Source organism: Sphingorhabdus arenilitoris, from assembly GCF_042651485.1.
Lineage (GTDB): Bacteria > Pseudomonadota > Alphaproteobacteria > Sphingomonadales > Sphingomonadaceae > Sphingorhabdus_B > Sphingorhabdus_B arenilitoris.
In genome coordinates this window covers 13,540-37,814 of record NZ_JBHSDH010000011.1, presented here as the reverse complement: position 1 = coordinate 37,814, position 24,275 = coordinate 13,540, and the positions used below count along the sequence as shown (strand labels likewise).

Below are 24,275 nucleotides of genomic sequence, written 5' to 3'. Positions count from 1 at the left end.
CAAATTAACGCCCAACTGCGGTACCGCTAAAGAACGTCTGTTACCGTACTCGACTGACATCTTACCTGCCCCAATCCACAGTATTTCGTTGAATAGCTAGCTTGAGAGACTCAAAGCCGCTACTTGCAGAGCCGGATTTTAGGCCTGAGACGTGGACGCTCTCGATGTATAATCCGGTCCGAAATGTAGGAGGCTTTCATGGGTGGCATCGGATCAGGTGCACGGCGATCAACACAGATTGGCAATGTCGAGGAAATGTTGGCACTCGACATTCGCGTTTTGCGGCGAATAGGCCTCGTTTGTCAGGGCGAATGTATCATCGACATCGTTTGCTGGACAATTAACGGCCTCAGTGCTGCTAGCGCGCGCCTTCGCGTCGATCTCAGCGACATTGAGCGTGGCGGCAGCATGACAATTTGGGGCGATATGCCCGATGGTGCCATCAAGCAGCATGTTGCCATCGAAATGATGCCAACACCGTTTGGCGGCTATCGTTGCTATTTCATCTGCCCGTTTACGGCGCGGCGATGTGAAGTGATCTATTATGCCAGAGGCCGGTTCGGCTCACGCGAGGCGCAACGGCTGAACTATGCGGTGCAGGGCATGAACGACGTTTCCCGCGCTCGCCGCAAGGCCGAAAAGCTGCGCAGCCGACTAGGCGGGCCGGGTGGTCAACCACGACCGCGAGGGCGCAATCGGATCGATACCGTGAGACGCCTTCACAATGCGGAGTATGAAGCGAAGACGCTATACCTTGATCGGCTGCGCGCCCTTGCGGACCGGTCTGGTTCCCCTCAGATGCCCGGCGAAAGACTGTAGCTCGCCCGAGATACGGATGTCCAAGTGTTTGGTCGCATCGACCATCTGATTCAATATCAGCGGGTCCTCCCAACGTTCCGCTTCTGACGTCGAGCTGCTGCGCTGTATAGCCGAACCAAAGAGGCACCTTCTATGGCCAGCGCTTCTGCCCGAAGATCTATGTCGCCTATTGGGATTGATCCTTCTGCCATGGCGTGCATCAGATCGTTGCGCGCATCTTTCCACGCGTTAAGCCGCGTATACTCGAAATTGGCGGCCAGCGAAGAATCTGATGCTGCCCTAGTTTGCAGAGCACCGATTTTTGGTCCCATCATTCGCATGCTTGGATTTCCGCCACTCGACTCGAGCAATGATATCAATCGATCTTCAAGAAGTGCATACGCATACCAAGAAGCCTCAAGAAAATATCGGCAAGCAATCGCTGCTTCCAATCGCGCGATCATCTCTCGATAAATTACAAACTTGCCCACTTTTACCTCGAATCTGGGATTTGGCCTGACACGCCGTCCCGACCCGTCTTAATGGAAAGGTCGTTCAACACCCAAGGAGTAAACGACATGACCGATACGACGATCCCGACCGTCCCTGCCCCAGCTGTAAAGGTGCAACCCGATGCTGGGAAGAAGGCGACCGCTGCCAAGGACGCCCCGAACATGGTCACACTCGACCAGCTCGCCCGCGAAATGAAGATGACACCGCGTGACGCCCGTTTGCTGCTTCGGCTCGCTGCGAAGCAGACCAAACTCTACCCGACATTAGGCAAGGATCACATCGCCCGCCAGCCATGGCAGTGGACGCCGGGATCGAAAGCGCTGGAGGAAGCCCGCAAGGCTCTGTCTTCCACCCCTGCGGTATAACGCCCACTTTCCAAGTTTCCATGTTTTCACCACCGACGATGACGCAAAAAAAAATGCCGGAAGCCGCATGTATTCGTGTGAAAGCGACACATTCAACCCCCGGCATGAAAACTTGGAATCTTGGAAAGTAGATCAGCCCTCAGGCGGGATTGACCAGTACCACCGGCCATCCTCGCCCTTGGCCTTGATCACGCCCAAGGCGTCCGCTGCACGGTTTAGAGTCGAGGAACCTATTCCTCGCGCTTCAGCGTCAGTTTTGAGCGCCTTCACCGGCTTAGGTCCATCTGTGAGACGCTCTGCCAGATATCCCTTAGCGTCTTCCTGCTCATTTTGGACTGGTCCACGTTTAGCTAACGGTTCGGAAAAAAAGGTGTCAGCATCGATATCCTCAAAACGGTCGAAGGTAATCTTCGGCTGTTCGCCTTTGCGTCCATCGGCATCGCCCATGGTAAAGAGCATAGCTTGACCTTTTTCTGAGTTTGCCTTGAAGTGGAATACGATAAAGCCGCGCACACCGTCCCGGCGTCGGGCTAACCCCCATTGACTGCGGGCAATACCAACAAAGTCGGTTGCACCTATACCTTTCTTCATCGCCCTGTCTTGCGGGCCTTTGCCAAAGTGCCTGACGGTGATGATCGCGCACCGCTGTCTTTCGGCAATCTCGACTAGCTTTTCCATGAAGCCCCGGACTTCAATGTTGTTGCTGGCATCAACGCCCGACATGAAAGCCTGTATTGGGTCGAGGAAGACCAGCCGAGGCTTGTGCTTCGCAATTTGCGCCTCCAACCAATCGACCATTTCCTGCGTCAGCTGGAAGCGGCGCGATTGGATGAACACCCGCGATAGGTCGGCCCCGTTTGCCTCGAGCCGCTTTCGAATTACTGCACCGGGCAGATCTTCGAAATTAAACAGGAAACAATTGGCTGGCGGCATAGGATCGCCGTTGGGCAATAGATCGCCTTGACTAACGCGAGCGCAGACCCAGACACATAGCTGACTCTTCCCCTCCCCCGGGTCGCCGTCAAGCAATCCAACAGTTCCAGCGCAGATATAGGGATACCAAATCCAATCCAACTCTTCCTCTGGCACTTCCGAAAACGGCACCAAAGTAGGCCATTCCTTACCGGGTTTTTTTGATATGCTACGGGCGATGGATCGCAGTTCGCTGTCCGGCAATGGGTCATCGGAAAGCGCGTCGTTTGCAGCGCGCAGAGTATCCAATATCGCTTTACTAGGAGCACCAAGACGACGCAAATAGCCCGCCCAACCTGTCAAAATGGTATTTCGCTGACCTTTCGGGATTAGCGACGTGTTGTTGGCAGTTTTATCTTCTGGTGGCTCTGCTGCAATACTGGCGACGTTGTCGGGCAAGTCCGCAATCGGTTCATCTTCCCACACCGCGTAGATAGCCCCGGACGCATGTCGCGACCCCGGCCCGACCACATAAGAACCGGGACCACTCTTGATATCCAGCTTACTGCGCACACCGTTCCGCGCATGCATCTCGCCCCGATAGTAGTAGTGGAAGCCGCGCGCGGTTTTCACGGTAAAGGTCGGCGGCGGACGATAGCTAGACCGGAACGCCTGCAAAGCAGCCTTGCTGTCGCAGTCGATTACGGCAAGCCCTTTGGTCGCGATAGCATAATTCATGTTCGGATACTTGCGATGCCAACGCCTGATCGTTTTCAGGTCGATCGTGGCGTCCTTGACCCCGTGGGAAACCAATGAACTGATCGGATGCTTGCCGGGGCTTGTGCATTTATCGACGCCACATGTGCAGCAGCCATCAACAATACCGTGGATTGGCAGGACAGGAATTTCCTGCCCTGCGAACCATTGCATCATACCCAAAACGCTGGCGCTCCTATCAAGCTTAATGCGCAAAGTCTCAGTCCTCATTGCCCCTCCTCCTTACTCGGCGAGTAGTTTTCCTCCAGCCACGCTTCGGCAGCGGCCATGTCATCCTCGGATTCCACCTCGAATAGAAATACACGTTCCCACTCGCGCCCGGTTTCGGGATCATGCATAGGTCGGACGAAGGCGACGATTACCGCCCCTCCTTCAGTCCCTTTATGTGCTGGTCCACCTCCTCGGCCAGCCAATGGGTCTTTGCGCCTACCTTTACCCTTTTGGGCCATAGGCCTTTGGCTTCGAGCCTTAGCAGTGTCGAATTGTGAAGTTTTACGCCGCGAGCGCGAAGGCCGGCGTGAACGATTAGGATTAGATTGGTCATTCATAAAAGCCCTTTCTGTTGGAAAGAGCCTTCCAAATATACGCGGCACGCGGCGGCGCACCACAATTCTCATTGTAACGAAATTCTCAAAAGTCAGCCGACTTCGCGTGCTGCAACACGAGCACCGTCGACAAGTCGATACCGCGAAGATTTGGGCACTGCGTCGTCAAGCATCGGTTCATGGGTCTTGATGTGTTCAATGACCACTCCAGTTTTCACCATTCCCGGGTTTGCTTGCCAAAATGCCATGGCAGCGAAAAAGTAGTCTGGATATTTCTGCGGCCGCCCCATCCGCGGCAGTGGAGGATGGTCCGCTTCATAGACCCGCTTGAAGGAAGTGATGTCCGCAACGGCCTCAATCATTGCCCCGTCGACCAACTCGACCAGCCCACGCCCTCGCGATGATTGCTTGGATGTCGAATACAAAGGGTAAATCAACCACACCAACGATGGCGAAATCCGTTCTGAGGCCTCCACACGGCCATAGGGATACAGCGGCAATACCCCTTCGCGTGCATAGCGCGAAAGCTCAAACAGGGTCTCCCACGCGCCACTATGGACTTTGCGCGAAAACTTGCTTCTCTGGCCGGGTAGTGCTGCCGAAACATGGCTAGGAGACCAATCCCGAACCATTCGCCGCCCCAATTTCTCAAAAGGATCAATCAAGTCAACTGGACCATCACTCTCCAAGGCCATCAAGAAAACTCCCCCACTTGTCGAGTGCGGCCCGCCGCTCGGCGTCATAGCCATAGCGATTGTATACCGCAGCGACGCCAGAAATCGTCCCTGAAATGTGGTTGAGTACCTTCTCGACCACGTGCGGCGCGATCCCGGCCCTTGCCATGCCGGATGCGGCAGTGCGGCGAAGGTCATGGAAACGCCAATCCGAAGTCTCGGAATGTTCGTGGATGTGTCGCAGCGCCTTGCTGAACCCACTTATCGGTGAACGCCGCGTTGTGGTAAACACCCAATCGCAATCGGCGAAGCGAGGAACTTCGGCCAGCAACCGCAATGCAAAGTCATTCAGCGGGACAACGTGCGGTTTTCCGTTCTTGGACAACTCCGCTGGAATCACCCAATGCTCAGCGACTAGGTCTATTTGGCTCCACTTCATCTGTGACACCTCGCCTCGCCGTTGCGCGGTTGCTAGCAGCAAGGGCACGAATTGACCAAAGGGATAAGCCTCTTTGGCACAAGCACGCAACATCGCACGAATTTCGTCATCCGTTAGCACACGATCCCGCGCCTGTTCACGCGTGGGCGGCTTGGTTCCCATGACGGGCGATGCATCTACAATACCGCGCTCCATGCACCAGTTAAACAGCTTGCGTAGATTAGAATGGATGCGGTTGGCCTGATAGGACGCGCCGCGTTCGATAGCTCCGTCCATCAATTCGAGAATGTCGTGGCGTTTGATCTCGCGAATGTCGCGTTGCCCATACACAGCGACGAACTCGCGCCCAAGGATGCGTTCCGCCTCTTTCCAACTGCGATTGCGCGGGCGGGCATATTGGCGGATGAAATCAGCGCAGATGGACTCGACGTTCATTCCAAGCTGGCGACGACGCGCGGCGGGATCGATCCCGTCATCTACCAATCGCAAGGCTTCGATAGCTTTGCTGCGTGCTTCGGCAAGGGAAATGCGGGGATGAACGCCAATAGGCAACCGTCGCTGCTTTAAGCCATAGCGATATTTAACAGTGAACACTTTCTTGCCGGTTGGGAACACGCGAAGGCTGAAACCCGGGCATAAGAGGTCATGGACCTCATACCGCTTTGCCTGAGGCTTAAATAATTCAATTGCCCTTATGCTGAGCGTTTTGCGCATATGCCGTTCCTTTCAACGGCGCATTAATAATCATGGATTTTCCCGAATCTCAAAGGAAATCCTGATCGTGGACGGGATGCTTCAGAAAACTATGCGCTGCTACATGAGCGACGACAACCGGGGGTGCTTAGAACCGAAATCCGGGCACGGAACGCGTACCAAGTGCCGCGCGACAGGCTGGGCATTTTTCGCTCTCACGCAATTTCGTTCAACTTTCTGGTCTAGAGCCGAGCCTCCGAAATATCGGTTCCCGCTGAGCATTGGAGAAATACGCCCATAAAAAATGTTGTTCCGCGTTGTTCCAAAAAAGCTTGACGCCCGATAAGTCACGACCTATCTCTGTTGCCACAACGTGGAACAACGAGGATAGCATGACCACTTACACTGCATCAAAATCACAGAGCCAAGGCCGTCCCGGCTGGAGTATAAACTTTCGTCATCCGCTGAGGCGTGATTCCAGAAACAAGCCGGGACTAAAAGTGCGGCGTGGGCTAGGCACCACATCTGCTGATGAGGCAGACGACCTTGTTCGGCAAATGAATGCGCTTCTTGGCGACGATCGTTGGTGGAGCATCACCCGTCGTGCTGAAGCGTTGGTTGAATTCGACAGCCGAGTGGTGGATGCCTTTTATGATGAAGTCGAACCGGCTCAAACAGATACTCGCGCCCTCCGTCAATCGCTGCTGCCGTTGCCCGGTCGTGAAGATGGCTATTCGCGCGTTTTCCTAGTCGGCACCACCGGCGCTGGAAAGACATCCTTGGTTCGCCAATTGATCGGCACCGACCCTGATGAAGATCGCTTCCCGTCAACTTCAACTGCAAAGACGACAATCGCAGACACCGAAGTCATTATCGCTCCTGGGAGGTACCAAGCTGCCGTCACCTTCTTTCCAGAAGCGGATACAAGAGGGGGCATTGAGGAGTGCGTTTTCAATGCATGTGCGGCAGTGCTGGAAGGCGACAGCGATGAGCGCGTTGTTGAAAGGCTGCTAAATCACCCCGACCAACGGCTGCGTTTGAGCTACATCTTAGGTGGCTGGAAAAAGCGAAAGGCGACCGAAGAAGTCGCAAGTGATGACGATTGGGATTTTGGTGACGGTGAATCATCAGGCATGCAGGGACAAGTCGATGACTTAGACGCTGTGCCGGAAGCCGATGCGGCAACTCATCAAGAACGACTGAAAGCATATCTAGCGCGGGTGATCGAGCTTGCGGAAACGGTTGCGAAACCTATTCTCGCCGAGCTTGAGATTTCATTTGATACCGCCAAACCTGACGAACAAGACGCTGCTTTGGAACTGATTGAACCGGAGCTTGGGCAGTCGTCGCTATTCAGCGATCTGGTGAATGACATTATCGACGACATTCTGACCAGAGTCGATTTAGTCGGCGCGGGGATGTTTGATCGGAAGCGGTCCGGCTGGCCGATCCAGTGGTCGTTTGAGACCGACAATCGAGATGAATTTATTCAGCAGGTCCGTTGGTTCTCCAGCAATTATGCGCCATCTTTCGGACGCTTGCTAACGCCCTTGGTCGATGGCGTCCGCGTGCGCGGTCCATTCGCCCCGACCTTCACTGACGATCTGCCCCAACTCGTTCTAATCGATGGGCAGGGGCTCGGACACACAGCAGATAGCACTGCCAGTGTCACGACCAAAATCACGCGCCGCTTTTCCGAAGTCGATGTGATCGTGTTGGTCGACAATGCAGAACAGCCCATGCAGGCCTCGCCGCTTGCTGTCCTATCGGCAGTCGGGACCAGCGGCCACTACGGCAAATTGGTTGTGGCATTCACGCACTGCGACCAGATCAAGGGCGATAATCTTCCCGGTCCAGCCGAAAAGCGTCAACACATTATGGCATCCGTTCGCAACGGCGTGGGATCGCTGAAGGAAGTCATCGGCGGAGGCGTCGCAAACTCTTTGTTGCGGGCCGTCGAAAACGACGCCTTCATGCTGGGTGGACTTCACAAGAACGCGGGCAAACTACCCGGAGCCGTCAAAGAGCTACGCCGCTTGGTCGAACGCTGCCTCAAGGCGGTTGCACCACCCAAGACGCCCGACGCCGCACCGGTCTACAACCTCTTAGGTCTCGATTTTGCGATCCAAGCAGCGACACAAAAGTTTCATGATCAGTGGGCCACAAGGCTAGGCCTTGCTGCCCGCTCCAATGTTCCAAAGGCCCACTGGGCGACGGTGAAGGCGCTTAACCGTCGTGTCGTCTTCGGCTTGGATAGCTATGGCTCTCTCCAGCCGGTCGCGGATGTCATCCGTGAATTGCAGACTCAGGTCTCACGGTTTCTAGACGCCCCGTCAAAATGGACCCGCGCGCCAATAGATGAGAACGAAGCTCAAGAGGCGCTTGCCAATGCGCGGCAGGCGGTATTTGCAACGCTCCACGACGTTGCCCGCACCCGTATCATCGATCAGGAACAACCTCAGTGGAATGCGGCATACGACTTGAGAGGGCCGGGATCGACCTTTGAACGTGCTGAAGAGATCAAGGGAATTTTCGATGATGCTGCGCCAGTGCCCGGTCCGGCAATGAAACCTAGTGCGATTGAATTTCTCAACGCGGTTCGCAAACTCGTGGCGGACGCCATTGAAAAGTCGGGTGGCAGCTTGGAGGGCAGTCATCCACATACATCGAAGGGAGATGGCTAATGCCGAAACTTTTAATCGAGTGGGGCATCAACGGGGCATCAGAAGCTGACAATTGGCTGCTACAGAGCACAAAAGCCTGCAACGCACTGCAAAAGTCCAAACCGCGCAATTGTGCGTCCCAAGCAATGAAATGCAACGAGTTACCACGTAATACCAAGAGCTTAAGGCCAACTCTTAATCAGCGGGTCACAGGTTCGAACCCTGTAGCGTCTACCATTTTCTGTTTTGGCATCCGATTTTAACCGCATATCGGCCCAACAAATCCTGCGCGTCAATTAACTGCATTTTAACCATCTAACGCCATTGTGGTCGCTGAAAACCAATCAGCAGATGGGCGAACAGGACCAGTATATGGATAATTTGCGGGGAATCGACCCTTTGGGCTCGGAAAATAATGCCGATGAGGCAGGCTATGTCAGCTTTGATTCCGAAGAAACCGAAGATGCAGCCATTGAAGCGCCGCCGGCCATTGGCACGGATGAGCGCCGGATGCAGGTGCGCGCCTATAATTTTTGGACCTCGCAACTGCATGACAAAAATTACCCCAGCATAGAAGAATTGCAACCCGAAATGGTTGAGGATTTCCGCGACTATAGCGTGCTGCTCGATTTCACATCGGGCATTGAAAATCCGTCGATCGAGTATCTCGGCAAGACCTTGCGCACCGAATGCGGTCTTGGCGAAGAGGTGAGCTATCTCGATGAAGTGCCCAGCCGGTCCTTGCTTTCGCGCATCACCGATCATTATCTGCAAATCATCGCCAACCGTGCGCCGATTGGTTTTGAGGCGGAATTCGTCAATGATCGCGGTCTGACCATCATGTATCGCGGTATCTTGCTGCCCTATTCATCCGATGATGACACGATTGATTTCATCTATGGCGTGATCAATTGGAAAGAGGCTGCACCGCGCGGTGAAAGCGCCGCTTTGGAACAAGAGATCAGCAGCGCGCTTCACAATATCGCCCCGCGCAAAGAACATGTGCCGGTTTGGGCCGATGGTCCCGCAGGCGACAATTTTGATTTGCCGCCATTGGAGCTGACCGGTTCTGACACGTTTGAATTGGGCGCCGAATTTGCAGAAGCGGCAGAACCGGATGAAGATTCTTCGCTCGCGGACTGGTTATATGCCGCTCGCAGCATCGCCGACACCGCAAAGGACGAAGATGCACGCAGCCGCGAAACTTTATACAAAGCCATTGGCCGCGCCTATGATTTCTCCCTGATCGCCGAAAAAAGCCCGGAAGACTATCACGAGTTGCTGGCTGATTCGGGTGTTAAAGTGCAGGAACGCGCGCCAATGACGCCGGTCGCCAAGCTGGTCTTTGGTACCAATTATGACAAAACCCGTCTCACCGAATTTGCGACTGCGCTCAATTATGCGCACCGCAATGCGGTACCGATGGGCGGCCTGTCGGACCTGATATCCAAACACGAAGGCGGCCTTAAAGGCATTGTGAAGGCCGAACGCCAAGCCCGAAAGGTGGCTAAGGGCGAGCATGTCAAACAAGTGTCCGATCCGCGCGACAAGCTGCGCAGCGCACGGCCTCGCGATATCACCGAATTTGCCGGGGAGGGTGATGAGTTTATCATTCTGGTCGCTCGGCGCGAAACCGATGGCAGCGTGGCCATTGTCGCACAGGTAGATGGCGACAAAGGATTGACCGAACGGGTGCTCGGTAAAGCCGCTTTAGACTGAATTAAATTGGGGCGTGGTTAGGCTATAGCCTGCGATCAGAGGGCCTAACCACATTGTGCGCGGTGGAGCAATTTTTGATCCGCCAGCACCAATGCCATCATCGCCGCAACCACCGGCGCGCCGCGTATCCCGACGCAAGGGTCATGCCGCCCCTTGGTCACAATATCGGTCGCCTGCCCATCGCGTGTGATCGTTTCCACTGGCGTCAGGATTGAGCTGGTTGGTTTGAACGCGACGCGGCAAATAACCGGCTGTCCCGTAGAAATGCCGCCCGCGATACCGCCCGCATTATTCGCCAAAAATTCGGGATGGTTGCTGCCTTCCATTGCGGGCCGCATCCGGTCCGCATTTTCTTCACCCGATAGCCGCGCCGCGTCAAAGCCAGCACCGATCTCAACGCCCTTTACGGCATTGATGCTCATCATTGCGGCGGCCAGCTCGCTATCCAATTTGGCATAGACAGGCGCGCCCCATCCGGCAGGAACGCCGCTCGCCACACATTCGACCACTGCGCCCAACGAGCTACCCGATTTGCGGGCATCATCGACCAGCTTCTCCCATCGTTTCGCCGCCGCTTCATCGGGGCAGAAAAAAGGATTCTGGTCAATTTGGGAAAATTCGAAATTATCCCTATCTATACGGTCGCCGCCAATTTCGCTGACATAAGCGGTGATTTCCACCTCGGGTATCGCCGCACGGGCAACCGCGCCCGCCGCAACCCGCGCCGCTGTTTCCCGCGCCGAGCTACGCCCACCGCCGCGATAGTCGCGAAAACCATATTTGGCATCATAGGTGAAATCGGCATGGCCGGGCCGGTATGCCTTTGCGACATCGCCGTAATCCTTGCTCCGCTGATCCACATTTTCGATCATCAGCGAAATGGGCGTGCCCGTGGTGCGCCCTTCAAAAACGCCCGATAAAATGCGGACTTGGTCCGGTTCCTGCCGCTGTGTTGTATATTTGCTGGTGCCCGGGCGCCGCTTATCCAAAAAGGGCTGAATATCCGCCTCCGACAGCGCAATTCCGGGCGGGCAGCCATCAACAACCGCGCCCAGCGCTGGCCCGTGGCTTTCCCCCCAGGTCGTAAAGCGAAAAACGCGGCCAAATGTGTTAAAGCTCATGTCAGTGCAATATCCGGCGCGTCTTCCTGTTTCATGCCGACGGTATGATAGCCTGCATCGACATGATGCGTCTCACCGGTCACACCTGCCGAAAGGTCGGACAGCAGATAAAGCGCCGCGCCGCCCACATCGTCAATCGTGACATTGCGGCGCAGCGGGGCGTTATATTCGTTCCATTTCAGGATATAGCGGAAATCGCCAATGCCCGATGCGGCCAGCGTCTTAATCGGGCCAGCGGAAATCGCGTTAACGCGGATACCTTGCGGCCCCACATCATTGGCCAGATATTGCACCGACGTTTCCAGCGCGGCTTTTGCAACGCCCATGACGTTATAATGCGGCATCACCCGTTCTGCGCCATAATAGGTCAGCGTAATCATCGCGCCGCCGCCCGTGCCGGTTTCGCGGTCATAGGCAGGCATCATCGCTGCCGCTCGTTTCGCCACGGCGGTAAAACTATAGACGCTGATATTCATCGTCATCAAAAAGTCATCAAGGCCTACATCATAATATTTGCCGCGCAAAGCCTCTTTATTGGTAAAACCAATGGCGTGAACGACAAAGTCGATAGTCGGCCATTTTGCGGCAAGGTCGGCAAAAGTCTTATCGAGATTGGCCATATCCGACACATCACAATCAAGCAGCATATCACATCCCAGCTGCTCGGCGAGCGGCTTGACCCGCTTTAACATCACTTCGCCTTGATAGCTGATGGCAAGCTCTGCGCCTGCTTCTTTCAGCTTTTTCGCAATGCCCCATGCCAGCGACTTATCATTGGCCAGCCCCATGATCAGGCCGCGTTTGCCTTGCATCAGCTTTGTCATATTCCATCTAACTCCAATTTACGCATCAATATTTTTATCGCCATTTTGCCTAGCCGTTTCGGTGGCATTGGCCAAAGCAGCATTTAGCTGCGCCCCTGTAACCATGCCAAGCCCAATTAGGTAGAAAAATATGAGAGCAATCATTACCCCAGCAAGGCTGCCATAGGTCAAATCATAATTGGCCATTTGCGACACGAATATCGGCAACAACGATGTGCAGCCGAGCCACCAGAGGCTGACCAATGCCGCGCCGGGCCATTTGGGAAAGTGGCGCGGGCGGTAGCGGCGCGGTGTAAGCCCACGAAACACAACATAAATCGCAAGGAAAAGGGCGAAAAACGGAATGATCCGCCCCCATGCAAAATAAGCAGACGCGGTTTGTGCGACCGGCAGATATTGATAGACCAAATCTTCCAACGTCAACACAATGAATTGCGCACTAAATGCGAACATCGACAGCAGGACGCCGACGATAATCGCGGCCAGTGACACAAGCCGATATTGCCAGAAATGCCGCTGCCCCTCCGTGCCATAGGCGCGGTTCAGCACGTCTCGAAACGCCTCCATCAGGCTGGCGGTTGTCCATAGGCCGACGGCTGCGCTCAGCCATAATAGAGGCCCTGACCGCGCCTGCATCGCATTTTCAACCGGCCCGCGTAGCGCCTCTGCGGCGCTGGGCGGAACGGTGCGAAAAAAGGCCTCAATCAATTCCATCCCGCTTTGTGTCTGCCCCAATGCACCGGCGACAGCAGCGGCAACGATGCAAAAAGCAAATAACGCAACCAGCGACAAATACGCAAAATTGCCCGCATGGATAAATCCGTCGCTATAGACGCCGACAATGACCCGTTTGACAATCTCATAGGATTGAGCGCGTTTTCCCAAATGGCTGAACCAAGCGGCCTCACTTCCCCCGTGCACCGCGCTATCGAGTGAGCTTGCGGCGCGTGCTCTTGCGGTGGGAGAGAGGGGGGAATGATCCGACATCAGGCCCCGGATTTTGATCCTGCAGAAATATTGGCCGACAGCATTTCGGATAGCTTTTTCAATTCGGCCTGATCGGTTGGCAGATGGATCATCAACGTCACCAATTGATTGCCGCGCTGCCCGTTTTTCCCGGTAAAGCCGCGCCCCGTGATCCGCAGCGTTGTACCCGAATTGGTCGCAGGCGGTACGGTCAGCATGACCGCGCCGTCCACCGTCGGCACCTTCACTTTCCCGCCATTCACCGCCTGCGCCAAGCTAATGGGCAGGTTCATGCGGATATTGTCGCCATCGCGCACAAAATCGGGATGCGCGCCAATTTTGATCGTGACCATGGCATCGCCATTGCCGCCGGGGCCAGCCTGTCCTTTGCCTGGGATGCGTATCTGCTGCCCAGCGACAATGCCGGGCGGCAATTTGAATTCCACGGTTTTGCCATCGCTCAGCGTGATGCGTTGCGGCGTCAATGTGGCGGCATCGGTGAAGGATACCAAATGGTTATAGGCGATATTCGCGCCCTTGGGCGGCGGAGCGGATGGGCGCCCGCCAAAGCTGCCTTGCGGCCCGCTGCGCGCTGCGCCGCCACCGCCAAATAGCCCTTCAAATATGTCGCCAAGGTCGACGCCGCCTGCTTGCCCGCCGAAACCGCCAAATCCCCCTTGCGGTCCGCCGCCGCCGAAGCCGCCGCCAAAGGGCCCTCTTGGATTGCCATCCCCGTCAATTTCACCGCGATCATATTGCGCGCGTTTTTCCTTGTCGGACAATAGATCATAGGCCTGCGTTACCTGAGAAAAGCGGTCACTGGCGGCTTTGTTATCTTTATTCTTGTCAGGATGGAGTTCCTTGGCGAGCTTTCGATAAGCGCTTTTGATCGCTTTTTCATCCGCCCCTTTAGAAACGCCCAATATGGAATATGGATCGGTCATTTTTACCCTACAAACACTGTCTTATACGCCTAAATCGGTATTGATGCGCCAAGAGTCAACGTGGGGTGAATCCATTTTCCAAGCTTTTCCCCAGAAAACTGCGCAAAATAAGATAAAGTAACAATCCAATCGGTCCGAACATCAATGTCAGAAACAAGCAAGGAATCTGCCATAGTCGCGCGATCGCGTGCCGGTCGGCATTGCGGGCGATCCAAATTCCGACAAATAGGTCAAAGGCGAGATAATGTATCCAGCCGATGGTTGCGCCGCCGGGGCTGTCGAATAGCGCCATTGCCCCTGCGAGGGTCGTTAGGTCCGCATTGCCCCCTGCCCCGCCGCCGCCATCAAAAGCACCGCCGAGTAGCCCGACGATCAATATCGCATAGCTGACCGCCAACAAACCGCTACCCAGTAAAAATATACCGCGCAGCACCATTTGCCGCCGCGGTCCAAAGGCAAGGAGCAGCCAAAAGGGCAAAATCCCCACATTGGCGACCTTAAAAATAGTCTCCCACGGCAATTCTATCCCCATGATATTTTACCTTTCCCTCTTTTGTGTTGCACCGGTCTAGCCTATCGATAGCGATATGGAAACCAAATCACCCTATGATCTGTTTGACGCATGGATGGCCGAAGCGCGCGCCAGCGAAATTAATGATAGCAACGCCATGGCATTGGCGACGGCGGATGCCGATGGAAAACCATCGGTTCGCATGGTGCTGTTAAAAGGACATGGACCGGATGCCGATGGGCGCAGCGCCGATGGCGGCGGGTTTATATTCTACACCAATTTGGAAAGCCGCAAGGGCGGCGAGCTGGCGGTGAATGGCAATGTCGCGTTGCTATTCCATTGGAAAAGCCTGCGCCGACAAATACGGATTGAGGGGCCAGCAGAGCGGGTGAGCGATGCAACCGCCGATACCTATTTCGCCAGCCGCGCCCGCGAATCACAGCTGGGCGCGTGGGCGTCCGATCAATCGCGCCCGCTGCCCGACCGATCGACATTTGAGGCTCGCTATGCCGAGGCAGAAGCGCGATTTGCAGGCGGCGACGTGCCTCGCCCGCCGCATTGGAGCGGGCATATTGTCCTGCCGCGATCAATCGAATTTTGGCAGGACCGTGAGTTTCGTCTACATGAACGCTGGGTCTATACCCGCGATGGCGATGGCTGGCGCACAGGGATGCTCTATCCATGAGCGGCGTTCATATCCATGATCATGGGCACAGCCACACACATGGCCATGGCTCGATGACTACCAAGGCCGCGATCGCCAGCGTCAGTGTTGCGCTGTTCCTGCTCGTCATAAAGCTATTTGCCGCCGCGCAAACGGGGTCTGTTGCCATGCTGGGCTCGCTGGCAGACACTGGGCTGGATCTGGTGGCCTCGCTCGTCACGCTTTTTGCCGTGCGTTACGCCATGCAGCCAGCCGATAATGAACATCGTTTCGGCCATGGCAAAGCAGAGGCTTTGTCGGCGCTGTTTCAGGTGATGCTGATCGCTGCGTCTGCGCTGGCTATTGCCTGGCGGGCGATAGAGCGGCTGCGCGGCGGGGCGCAAACGACGGAGGCCGAATATGGGATTGGCGTGTCGCTGATCGCCATTGTGGTCACGCTCGGCCTGCTGGCATATCAGCGGATGGTGATAAAACGAACTGGATCGGTCGCCATCCATGCCGATCATGTCCATTATCAAACCGACTTGCTTCTTAATATGGCGGTGATCGCAGCAATCATCCTCGACACCATATTGTCTGTCAAAGGCGCGGATGCAATGTTCGGTCTCGGCATTGCTGCATGGCTGCTTTTCGGTGCGTGGCGGGCGGCAAGCTCTGCCATCGACCATTTGATGGACCGCGAATGGCCAATTGAGAAACGTCAGAAATTTATCGAAGTGGCGATGACGCATCCTGAGTTGAAAGGCATACATGACCTGCGCACCCGCTCCAGCGGCTCTGATGATTTCTGTCAATTTCATGTCTGGGTCAATCCGAACATGACCGTGCTAGAGGCCCACCGCGTGATGGATGAGGTTGAGGCGAAGCTGATGGCTGAATTTCCCGGTGTCGAAGTGCTGATCCATCCCGATCCCGAAGGCCACAAGGACGAAATGGGATATATCCCCAGCGAGACAGTCGAACATCATGCCCACCATGATGATCACAGCCATCAGCATTGATCCCCGAAATTTAAGGAAACCAAATGACCACCCTGCCCTATTTCCATGTCGATGCCTTTGCCAGTGCGCCCTTTACCGGCAATCAGGCAGCAGTGATGCCATTGCCAGAATGGCTGCCGGACGAATTGCTGCAGAAAATAGCCGAGGAAAATAACTTCGCCGAAACCGCTTTTTTGGTCGGCGACCCCAGCGGCGAGACCGATTTTGAACTGCGCTGGTTCACCCCGTCGGTCGAAATCCGTCTGTGCGGCCATGCAACACTCGCCAGCGCGCATATTGTGATGGCGCAGGATGCGGAGACCGACATCGTGACCTTCAAAACGCGCAAGGCCGGAATATTAACCGTTGAACGCGCAAAAATGGCCGATGGCAGTGACGGTTATGACATGGCCTTGCCCGCGATATTTACCGAAGAAACCGCCATGCCCGAAGCGGTAGCGGCGATGGGCGGCAAAGTGCTCAGCACATGGCGCAACCCCGATCACTATAATTTGCTGCGGTATGCGAGCGCCGACGAGGTTCTCGCCCTGCGGCCCGATATGAAGGCGCTGGCGGCACTCGGCGACGACAGCTTCACCGCGACCGCGCCCGGGACCGACACCGACATCGTCAGCCGCGTCTTTGTACCCGGCGCCGGCGTGGATGAGGACTCCGTCACCGGCAGCGCCCACTGCGTCCTGACCGCTTATTGGGCGAAGGAACTGGGCCGCGACAGCTTCACCGCCTATCAGGCGAGCGCGCGCGGAGGCTATCTCGGCTGCCGTCTGGACGGAGACAAAGCTATACTAAGCGGAAATTGCGTGACCGTGGTGGAAGGCGTGTTTACGATNGAGGTTTGAGTCAATTTTGTTCAGACCCCATTAGCGTTCTGGGGAAAAGAGCCGCTGCACTAGCCTGCTAATGCAAGGTTCTTTGACGCAGGGCTGGGCAAAATTGGCCAAATCCTATGGGACAAAGAAATGGCTTCCATCTCGAATAAAAGCATCCTTGCAAACAGAACCACTGTTCGCGGCGGATGCTTTCATCCGATATGTTCGGCATTTCTTTGCCTTAGACGCGGAATTAATAGGTCCTGACCCTAACGCATCGCGCAGCGCGGCGGCGAATTGGTCTGTGCATTCATCCCAGTCAAATTGGCCGCCATATTCGGCGCATAACTGCCTGTCCGATGCTATGGCGCGGTCAATTGCCTGTGACAGATCATCATGCACTGCACCAATCATCGCCGGCAGCTTGCCATCCGCGCCGCGCCCATTTTCGCCGACGATATCCAACGGTCCCGCTACCCGATATCCCGCCACCGGGACACCGCAAGCCAGCGCTTCGATCATAACCAGTCCGAATGTATCGGTAAGGCTGGGGAACACAAATATATCGGCGGCCGCATAGGCGCTGGCCAAGGCATCGCCCGATAATTTGCCTAGGAAAATCGCATCGGGATAACGCGCTTTCATCATTGCTAATGCGGGGCCATCCCCAACCACCACTTTCGTGCCGTTAACGGACGATGACAAAAATGCATCGAGATTTTTTTCAACCGCGACCCTGCCAACAGATAATAGGATCGGACGCGGTAATTTTGCCATCGCTGGATGCGGCGGCAGGCCTGGCTGGAAAATGCGGGAATCGATGCCACGCTGCCACAAACGGGTCTGCGCGATACCCCGCAGCGACAATTCCGCCATCAAACGCGGGGTGGCCGCCAGAACCGCACGAGACGGACCATGAAAGCGCCGCATCAATGGCCAGAAGCGGTCCGGCGACAAACCTGTTCTCACTGCTGCATAATCGGGAAATCTGGTGTGAAATGCGCTGGTGAACGGAATATCATATTTCATGCACCAACGCCGGGCGCTCCATCCGATTGGCCCCTCTGTTGCAATATGCACAATATCGGGCCGGAAAGCTGTCAGCGTTTTGCGGGCACCAAAGCGCGGAGCCACGGCCAGCCTGATCTCTCGGTAGCCCGGACAGGCAACGGTTCGAAACTGGTTTGGCGTTATCAGTTCAACCTCATGGCCGCGCGCCAAGAGCCGGTTCGTGGTTTCAGTCAAAGTTCGGACCACGCCGTTCACTTGCGGCGCCCAAGCATCTGTGGCGAGCGCAATTCGCATTGGATCATTACTCATGCCGTCACCTGTGCGGTTTGCGATTTGACGGCGTCCGACTTTTGGCTTGTTGTGCGCTGCATCACAATATCGGCCCAATCGATAATCGCCATACTGCCGTCCTTCGTCTCGATTAACGCAGTGCAGCTTTCCACCCAATCGCCGTCATTATAATAGACTATATCGCCGATATTGCGGATTTCTGCGGTATGAATATGGCCGCACACAACGCCGTCTACTTCGCGTTTTGCGGCCTCCCGCGCAACCGCCTCTTCAAATTGATAGACAAATTGAACCGCATTTTTGACCCGCTTTTTCATATGCTTGGACAACGACCAATAAGGCAGGCCCAAACGGCGGCGGATCCGGTTCAAAACAATATTCGCACCCAGAAGCACAGTATATGCTTGATCCCCCAAAAAGGCGAGCCATTTGGCATAGAGAACCACGCCATCATAGGCGTCGCCATGCGTGACCAGCAATTTTCGGCCATCAGCGGTATGGTGAATTGCGTCCATATGAAGTTCTATCCCGCCAAAGCTGAAACCGACATAGTCGCGGAACATTTCATCATGGTTGCCCGGTATATAAACCACGCGTGTGCCCCGATGCGCCATTTTCAGAAGGCGGCGAACCACTTCATTATGCGCCGCCGGCCAATACCACCCTTTGCGCAGGCGCCATCCATCAACAATATCGCCGACCAGATATAAAGTTTCACATTCCACCGAGTGGAGAAAATCAACCAATAAATCCGCATTACACCCTTTGGTTCCCAAATGGATATCGGATATCCAGATCGTGCGATATTTGCGTTTGGGCCGAAAACTTCTTGGTTCTGGGTTCAATAGCCATGTGGGTGGCTGTACAAATTTATCGTCTTTTAGCGCTGATAGTAACTGGCTCGCTGCTGTCATACCCTGACCCCTTTTTGTTCATGCTCGGCAAAGCGCTAGCGCAGTCAAATGAAGGGATGATGGAATTTTTCTTACATTATTGAGTCATGAGGGACGGGGTCGGGACACATTTAGGGTCCAGACTCAATAGCCTAGGCAAAGAAAAAGGCGCGGACCATTCATGCCGCGCCTTTTTCTTTGCCAATATTAGAGAGGTTTACGCAACCTGAGCTGATTTGATCACCCCTGGATTTGCCGGTGGCTCGCCTTTTGGCAAGGCGTGGACATGCTCCATACCGCTTTCGACTTCGCCCCACACCGTATATTGGCGGTCAAGGAAGCTGGCATCGGCTAGGCAGATGAAAAACTGGCTATTCGCGCTGTCGGGGTCCATCGTTCGCGCCATTGAACACACGCCTTCTTGATGGCTGTGATCGTTAAATTCTTGCGCCAAATTGGGCTTGTCACTGCCGCCCATGCCGGTTCCATTGGGGCAACCGCCCTGCGCCATGAAGCCGTCAATGACCCGGTGGAATTTCACGCCATTGTAAAAGCCTTCATTGGCAAGCTCGGTGATCCGGGCAACATGATTTGGCGCGAGGTCTGGGCGCAATTGAATAACGACGTCGCCGCTATCGAGCGACAATGTGAGTTTTTGACCGGACATGGATTTCTCTCCTTCAAATTGATTCTTGCGGACCCTCTAATGCAAGGGGACGGATATGGGAACCCCCGAAGGCAGCCAGATCAGATAGGCTTGCTTTTTGCCGCGTTCCATTTAGGACGAGGCGCAAGAAACAGCCCAGCCCCCTGTGAAAGGAGATGCGAAAAATGACAGACAATATCGCAGATCCCGAAACAGAAACCGGCATCTTAACGCATACCGATACACCCGATATGGTGCTGGACGAAGACAACCGGCTGACCCGTGATTTTGTCAACCGCGTGCTGCAAGCGGTTGAGGATGGGGATAATCACGAAGCGTACCGGCTTGTCGAACCGCTGCATGAAGCGGATATTGCCGACCTGTTTGAGCTGACCCCATCGGATGAGCGCGGACCGCTGGCCATCGCGCTGGGCGATGTGATGGGCGCCGAAGTGCTCGCGGAAATGAATGACTATGTCCGCGAGGATATTGTCGATGCCCTGCCTGCATCGGTCGTCGCCGCCTTTGCCGAGCAGCTTGAGACCGATGACGCCGTCGCCATTATTGAGGATATGGAGGAGGATGACCAGCGGGCCGTCCTTGCCGAACTTGATCCCGAAGACCGCGCGGCGATCGAAGACGCCTTATCCTATGCCGAGGAATCCGCAGGCCGCATCATGCAGCGCGATCTGGTCGCTGTGCCGGAACATATGAGCGTCGGGCAGCTGATTGATTATTTGCGCGACCACCACGACCTGACCACCGAATTTTGGGAAATTTTTGTCGTCAATCCGCAGCATCATCCCGTTGGCACTTGCCGGCTGAGCTGGATATTACGCAATCCGCGCAGCACCCCGGTCAGCGAGATCATGCAGACCGAACAGACATTGATCCCGGTTGATATGGATCAGGAAGAGGTCGCGCTGCGCTTCCAAAAATATGCGCTGATCTCCGCCGCTGTGGTCGATGGCAATGGCCGCCTCGTCGGTGTCATTACCGTGGATGATATTGTTCACATCATTCAAGAAGAAGCCGATGAGGATATACTGCGCCTATCGGGTGCGGGCGAAGGCGATATTAACGAACCGCTGCGCGAAAGCTATTCGGCGCGGGTTCGCTGGCTGATTGCCAATTTGGGTACGGCGATGGTGGCGAGCTTTATCATCGCGCAATTTGGGGCGGCGATCCAAACGCTGGTGGCGCTGGCGGTGCTGATGCCGATTGTTGCCAGCATTGGCGGTAATGCAGGGACGCAGACATTGGCGGTTACCGTGCGCGCGCTGGCCACTAATCAGCTGACCCAATCAAATACGGCGCGCACCATATGGCGAGAAGTGCGGATTGCCGTGCTGACCGGATTTACCGTCGCAATATTGGCCGGGCTTGGCGCGGGGCTATTTTATTCCAATTGGATATTGGCGGCGGTTATTTCCGGCGCGATATTGTTCAATATACTCATCGCCGCTTTCTCAGGCGTGGCCATTCCGGTTTTCCTCGACCGGTTGGATCAAGATCCAGCAGTGTCCAGCTCCATTTTCGTCACCATGATAACCGACAGCATGGGCTTCCTCATCTTCCTCGGTTTAGCGGTGGCCAGCGGACTCGTGGGATAGCCGCCTATGCCCCTGCACATCACCAAAATCGCCTATGGCAGCGAAAGCCCCGAAACATTGGCCGCCTGGCTGGCCCGGGGGGCAAAGCAAAATGGCGGGCCGGGCTATGCGTTGATGACCACGCGCTATATGCCCAAAAGGGTCGATGAAATGACCGGCGGCTCGCTCTATTGGATACATAGCCATACTATTGTAGGGCGCAGTCCGATTATCGGATTTCAGAAAAATGACGAGGGCCGCTATTCGCTGCTACTCGAACCGCGCTTCATTCCGGTGCGGCGAAAGGCGAAGCGCGCGCATCAAGGGTGGCGCTATCTGGAGGAAGAAAATGCACCGCCCGATCTGAAGAATGGTGAGACGGACGGCTGCGATGAAATGCCTCCGCAAATGCTAGGCGAATTGACGCGGATGGGGCTGGTTTAATGGCGCCCGATTTTCCATTAGAGTTAACACAATTGACCCGCCCGATATTCAGGGTGATAGGAGCGGGAAAGAATGACATACCGCCCGCTGGGGCGATCAGGAGCGAAATATGACAATCGATGTTCGAAACAGCATAATGGACGGCCAGCAAGCACCCAATGCGGGAAAGCCATTTCCCGGCTTATTGGTCAGCTTCATTTGGATCGTCATATTTTTCGTCCTCCAAATCACCGCCTCGATCATCGCCGTGGCCAGCACTATTTTGGCGAGTGGCCGGGCCAATGAGCTGGTTAAAAATCCCGAATTATTGTCGCAGGACATGTCGTTAATCGCCATGCCGACCATCTGGAGTCTGGTTATTTCCAACCTGATTACGCTGGGCATGCTGATGGTTTACTTGGCCCAAAAAGGGCGGCTCGACATCATCCGATTTAACAATTGGAGCGAGCTGAATTTTTCGAGAACGATTATAATTGGCGTCATGGTTGTCGCCATTGCACTGGGTTTCAATTACATTTATTCTGAATTCATCATCCCCGGCATCGAATTGCAGGCAGATTTGAAAATGCTGTTCGACGCGATACCCGATACCCTGTTCAACACTATATTATTATTCATCATGGTGGCGATATTGGCGCCTGTGTTAGAAGAGTTTCTGTTCCGCGGCCTGCTGCAAAATGCGCTGAAACACCGCATGCCGGTTTATGCCGCGATCGCCGTGTCGGCGGCCATATTTTCGCTGGCCCACGTCAACTGGTTTGCCGCTGACCTCGAATTTTATATCTTCCCGCCAATCTTTATTTTGGGAGCCGCATTTGGCTATCTCTACCATGTAACAGGCTCGCTGCGCACCTGTATCATATTACATATTATCAATAACAGCGCGGCCCTATTGATTGGTTTTAACAGCTAAAATTACGCAGCGCGCTTGGCGAGCACCTTACCGATGACATTAGCGAATGTCTCGGCACTTTGCGCGCCGGGCACCATGAATTTCTGATCGAAAATTATGGCGGGCACGCCGGTGATATTTTCGTTCAGCCATTGGCGCTGTTCGGTGCGCACAGCTTGGGTCAGCGCTTCATCCGCAATCCATGCGGCGGATGCCCTGCGGTCCATTCCCTGCCCCTCTGCAATGTCCAGTAAGACCTGGTCATCGCTGACATCTTCACCATCTTGAAAATAGGCTTTGAATAACGCGAGCTTCAGCGCGGTTTGCGCTTTCCACCCGCGCTCATTGGCCGCGATGGTCAATAATTTATGCGCCTTGAACGTATTATATATCCGCCGCCCTTCGCCATAGCTGAACGGAAAGCCCACACTCTCGCCAATATCCTGCAATCTTTGCCTGTTGGCTTTCGACTGTTCTGCACTGCTGCCATATTTGCGCGCAATATGCTCTGCAACATCCTCGCCCTCTGCGGGCATATCGGGATTGAGCTCAAAGGGGTGCCACCAGGTTTCCACAGCCAGATTATCGCCGCGTCGGGCCAAGGCGGCCTCCACCTGCTTATAACCAATGATGCACCACGGGCAGACGACATCGGACACAATATCAATGCGCAGTGGTCCGGCTTCGGTCATATCCTAATCCTCCTCTGCCCAATATTTTAGCAGCGTATGGGCAATAGCAAAGGGTGGCGGCGCATTAAAAACACGGGCATCGGCCCCTGTAAGCGCATCCTTTGCCTGCGCCTTGGTCACCCACATCGCATCTTCCAATTCATTGGTATCGAGCGTGATCGCATCGCCATGCGCCTCGGCAATGCAGGCCATCATCAACTGCGACCCGCCGAACGGCCATGGCTGGCTCGTGACATATCGAACCGCGACGCATTGGACGCCGGCTTCCTCGTGAATCTCCCTGCGGACGGCTTCCTCCATGCTTTCACCGGGTTCCAAAAAGCCAGCAAGCGCGGAATAATTACCCGGCGGAAAACGCGATTGCCGCCCAATCAGCGCCTTGCCATCATATTCGGCAAGCATGATGACAACAGGATCAGTTCGCGGAAAATGCTCTTTCGCACAGGCCGTGCATTTGCGCCCCCATCCTGCACGAAACAAGCTTGTGCTGCCCCCGCATTTACCGCAATATTTATGACTGTTATGCCAATCAATCAGGCTGCGTGCCGTTCCGTAAATAGCGGCATCTTCGGCAGGGAGCATCGACAATGCACGCCAAATGGCAGGTGACCGGAATACATCGCCCTCCGCCTCCACCAATGGCACAAAATGCGGCTTTTCATCCGCCAGACCGAGCAGGATCAGTTCGGCTTCTACGTGTATTTCCGCGATGGTCGACCATGCCAGACCGCCATCAGCAGTGACCACCGGATCAAGCCCATCCAGCGTTAATATCCGCGCGCGCCAATCCGACAGCACGGCTGCATAACCGTCAACATCTGAGCGCAGGCGGTCTGCCCTATCGAGCGGCGACCCTGTGAAGCCGGGATTCATTGC

General features: G+C 55.2%; 24 protein-coding genes. 10 read left to right on the top strand and 14 right to left on the bottom strand.

Going from position 1 to position 24,275, the window contains the following annotated elements; translation table 11 throughout:
* Positions 1 to 198 precede the first annotated feature (198 nt).
* Positions 199 to 819 carry a hypothetical protein gene (locus ACFOWX_RS02930; RefSeq protein ID WP_381421136.1) on the top strand — a complete coding sequence of 207 codons (621 nt, stop codon included), beginning with the start codon at positions 199 to 201 and terminating at the stop codon, positions 817 to 819.
* Positions 820 to 1,376: 557 nt separating this feature from the next.
* Positions 1,377 to 1,676 (top strand): hypothetical protein, encoded by a 300-nt coding sequence (locus tag ACFOWX_RS02925; protein ID WP_381421134.1) that lies wholly within the window; start codon positions 1,377 to 1,379, stop codon positions 1,674 to 1,676.
* A gap of 132 nt (positions 1,677 to 1,808) precedes the next feature.
* Here the strand turns inward: ACFOWX_RS02925 and ACFOWX_RS02920 are convergent, their stop codons facing one another.
* The 4 genes from ACFOWX_RS02920 to ACFOWX_RS02905 all read right to left on the bottom strand — a co-directional run bounded on the left by ACFOWX_RS02920 (position 1,809) and on the right by ACFOWX_RS02905 (position 5,737).
* The gene (locus ACFOWX_RS02920) at positions 1,809 to 3,521 is read right to left on the bottom strand and encodes a bifunctional DNA primase/polymerase (RefSeq protein ID WP_381421244.1); all 1,713 of its coding nucleotides are present in this window, start codon (positions 3,519 to 3,521) and stop codon (positions 1,809 to 1,811) included.
* A gap of 50 nt (positions 3,522 to 3,571) precedes the next feature.
* On the bottom strand, positions 3,572 to 3,778 hold the full coding sequence (locus ACFOWX_RS02915) for a hypothetical protein (protein ID WP_381421132.1): 207 nt from the start codon (positions 3,776 to 3,778) through the stop codon (positions 3,572 to 3,574).
* 224 nt (positions 3,779 to 4,002) lie between these two features.
* A complete protein-coding gene (locus ACFOWX_RS02910; protein ID WP_381421130.1) occupies positions 4,003 to 4,605 on the bottom strand; it encodes a hypothetical protein in 603 nt (200 codons plus the stop codon).
* Positions 4,589 to 5,737, bottom strand: coding sequence for a tyrosine-type recombinase/integrase (locus ACFOWX_RS02905; RefSeq protein WP_381421128.1), 1,149 nt, complete (start codon positions 5,735 to 5,737; stop codon positions 4,589 to 4,591). Before ACFOWX_RS02905 ends, ACFOWX_RS02910 begins: the two co-directional genes overlap by 17 nt.
* Before the next feature lie 371 nt (positions 5,738 to 6,108).
* On the opposite strand from ACFOWX_RS02905, the gene ACFOWX_RS02900 reads away from it, so the two are divergent.
* Together ACFOWX_RS02900 and ACFOWX_RS02895 are read left to right on the top strand one after the other, a co-directional pair.
* Complete coding sequence (locus ACFOWX_RS02900; protein ID WP_381421126.1) at positions 6,109 to 8,400, top strand: Rab family GTPase; 2,292 nt, start codon at positions 6,109 to 6,111, stop codon at positions 8,398 to 8,400.
* 351 nt (positions 8,401 to 8,751) lie between these two features.
* On the top strand, positions 8,752 to 10,098 hold the full coding sequence (locus tag ACFOWX_RS02895) for a hypothetical protein (protein WP_381421124.1): 1,347 nt from the start codon (positions 8,752 to 8,754) through the stop codon (positions 10,096 to 10,098).
* A 44-nt stretch (positions 10,099 to 10,142) separates the two neighbouring features.
* Here ACFOWX_RS02895 and aroC read toward each other — a convergent pair whose 3' ends face one another.
* From aroC to ACFOWX_RS02870, 5 genes are read right to left on the bottom strand one after another with little or no spacing between them, the layout of a single operon-like run.
* Positions 10,143 to 11,219 (bottom strand): chorismate synthase, encoded by a 1,077-nt coding sequence (gene aroC, locus ACFOWX_RS02890; RefSeq protein ID WP_381421122.1) that lies wholly within the window; start codon positions 11,217 to 11,219, stop codon positions 10,143 to 10,145.
* Positions 11,216 to 12,043 carry an enoyl-ACP reductase FabI gene (gene fabI / locus ACFOWX_RS02885; protein WP_381421120.1) on the bottom strand — a complete coding sequence of 276 codons (828 nt, stop codon included), beginning with the start codon at positions 12,041 to 12,043 and terminating at the stop codon, positions 11,216 to 11,218. Before fabI ends, aroC begins: the two co-directional genes overlap by 4 nt.
* Before the next feature lie 18 nt (positions 12,044 to 12,061).
* Positions 12,062 to 13,030 (bottom strand): YihY/virulence factor BrkB family protein, encoded by a 969-nt coding sequence (locus ACFOWX_RS02880; protein ID WP_381421118.1) that lies wholly within the window; start codon positions 13,028 to 13,030, stop codon positions 12,062 to 12,064.
* Positions 13,030 to 13,953: a DnaJ C-terminal domain-containing protein gene (locus ACFOWX_RS02875; protein WP_381421116.1), complete on the bottom strand. Its 924-nt coding sequence runs from the start codon at positions 13,951 to 13,953 to the stop codon at positions 13,030 to 13,032. Before ACFOWX_RS02875 ends, ACFOWX_RS02880 begins: the two co-directional genes overlap by 1 nt.
* 55 nt (positions 13,954 to 14,008) lie before the next feature.
* Positions 14,009 to 14,485, bottom strand: coding sequence for an ABA4-like family protein (locus ACFOWX_RS02870; protein ID WP_381421114.1), 477 nt, complete (start codon positions 14,483 to 14,485; stop codon positions 14,009 to 14,011).
* A gap of 55 nt (positions 14,486 to 14,540) precedes the next feature.
* Here ACFOWX_RS02870 and pdxH point away from each other — a divergent pair, with 55 nt between their 5' ends.
* Genes pdxH through ACFOWX_RS02855 form a run of 3 tightly spaced genes read left to right on the top strand, consistent with a single transcriptional unit; the run spans position 14,541 to position 16,968 of the window.
* Entirely contained in the window at positions 14,541 to 15,149 is a 609-nt protein-coding gene (pdxH, locus tag ACFOWX_RS02865) for a pyridoxamine 5'-phosphate oxidase (protein WP_381421112.1), read from the top strand.
* Positions 15,146 to 16,129 (top strand): cation diffusion facilitator family transporter, encoded by a 984-nt coding sequence (locus ACFOWX_RS02860; RefSeq protein ID WP_381421110.1) that lies wholly within the window; start codon positions 15,146 to 15,148, stop codon positions 16,127 to 16,129. Before pdxH ends, ACFOWX_RS02860 begins: the two co-directional genes overlap by 4 nt.
* A 23-nt stretch (positions 16,130 to 16,152) precedes the next feature.
* Positions 16,153 to 16,968, top strand: coding sequence for a PhzF family phenazine biosynthesis protein (locus ACFOWX_RS02855; protein ID WP_381421108.1), 816 nt, complete (start codon positions 16,153 to 16,155; stop codon positions 16,966 to 16,968).
* Between the two features lie 105 nt (positions 16,969 to 17,073).
* Here the strand turns inward: ACFOWX_RS02855 and ACFOWX_RS02850 are convergent, their stop codons facing one another.
* The 3 genes from ACFOWX_RS02850 to ACFOWX_RS02840 form a co-directional block, all read right to left on the bottom strand.
* Positions 17,074 to 18,243 carry a glycosyltransferase family 4 protein gene (locus tag ACFOWX_RS02850; protein ID WP_381421242.1) on the bottom strand — a complete coding sequence of 390 codons (1,170 nt, stop codon included), beginning with the start codon at positions 18,241 to 18,243 and terminating at the stop codon, positions 17,074 to 17,076.
* 11 nt (positions 18,244 to 18,254) lie between these two features.
* Positions 18,255 to 19,154 carry a UDP-2,3-diacylglucosamine diphosphatase gene (locus ACFOWX_RS02845; RefSeq protein WP_381421106.1) on the bottom strand — a complete coding sequence of 300 codons (900 nt, stop codon included), beginning with the start codon at positions 19,152 to 19,154 and terminating at the stop codon, positions 18,255 to 18,257.
* A gap of 196 nt (positions 19,155 to 19,350) precedes the next feature.
* Complete coding sequence (locus tag ACFOWX_RS02840) at positions 19,351 to 19,800, bottom strand: peptidylprolyl isomerase (RefSeq protein ID WP_381421104.1); 450 nt, start codon at positions 19,798 to 19,800, stop codon at positions 19,351 to 19,353.
* A gap of 230 nt (positions 19,801 to 20,030) precedes the next feature.
* Here ACFOWX_RS02840 and mgtE point away from each other — a divergent pair, with 230 nt between their 5' ends.
* The 3 genes from mgtE to ACFOWX_RS02825 all read left to right on the top strand — a co-directional run bounded on the left by mgtE (position 20,031) and on the right by ACFOWX_RS02825 (position 22,728).
* Positions 20,031 to 21,392 (top strand): magnesium transporter, encoded by a 1,362-nt coding sequence (gene mgtE, locus ACFOWX_RS02835; RefSeq protein ID WP_381421240.1) that lies wholly within the window; start codon positions 20,031 to 20,033, stop codon positions 21,390 to 21,392.
* A gap of 6 nt (positions 21,393 to 21,398) precedes the next feature.
* Positions 21,399 to 21,815 carry a DUF1489 family protein gene (locus tag ACFOWX_RS02830; RefSeq protein WP_381421102.1) on the top strand — a complete coding sequence of 139 codons (417 nt, stop codon included), beginning with the start codon at positions 21,399 to 21,401 and terminating at the stop codon, positions 21,813 to 21,815.
* Between the two features lie 109 nt (positions 21,816 to 21,924).
* The gene (locus tag ACFOWX_RS02825; protein WP_381421100.1) at positions 21,925 to 22,728 is read left to right on the top strand and encodes a CPBP family intramembrane glutamic endopeptidase; all 804 of its coding nucleotides are present in this window, start codon (positions 21,925 to 21,927) and stop codon (positions 22,726 to 22,728) included.
* Between the two features lie 2 nt (positions 22,729 to 22,730).
* Here ACFOWX_RS02825 and ACFOWX_RS02820 read toward each other — a convergent pair whose 3' ends face one another.
* Positions 22,731 to 23,399 carry a DsbA family oxidoreductase gene (locus ACFOWX_RS02820; RefSeq protein WP_381421098.1) on the bottom strand — a complete coding sequence of 223 codons (669 nt, stop codon included), beginning with the start codon at positions 23,397 to 23,399 and terminating at the stop codon, positions 22,731 to 22,733.
* A gap of 3 nt (positions 23,400 to 23,402) precedes the next feature.
* A complete protein-coding gene (gene nudC / locus ACFOWX_RS02815) occupies positions 23,403 to 24,272 on the bottom strand; it encodes an NAD(+) diphosphatase (RefSeq protein ID WP_381421096.1) in 870 nt (289 codons plus the stop codon).
* Between the last annotated feature and the right edge of the window lie 3 nt (positions 24,273 to 24,275).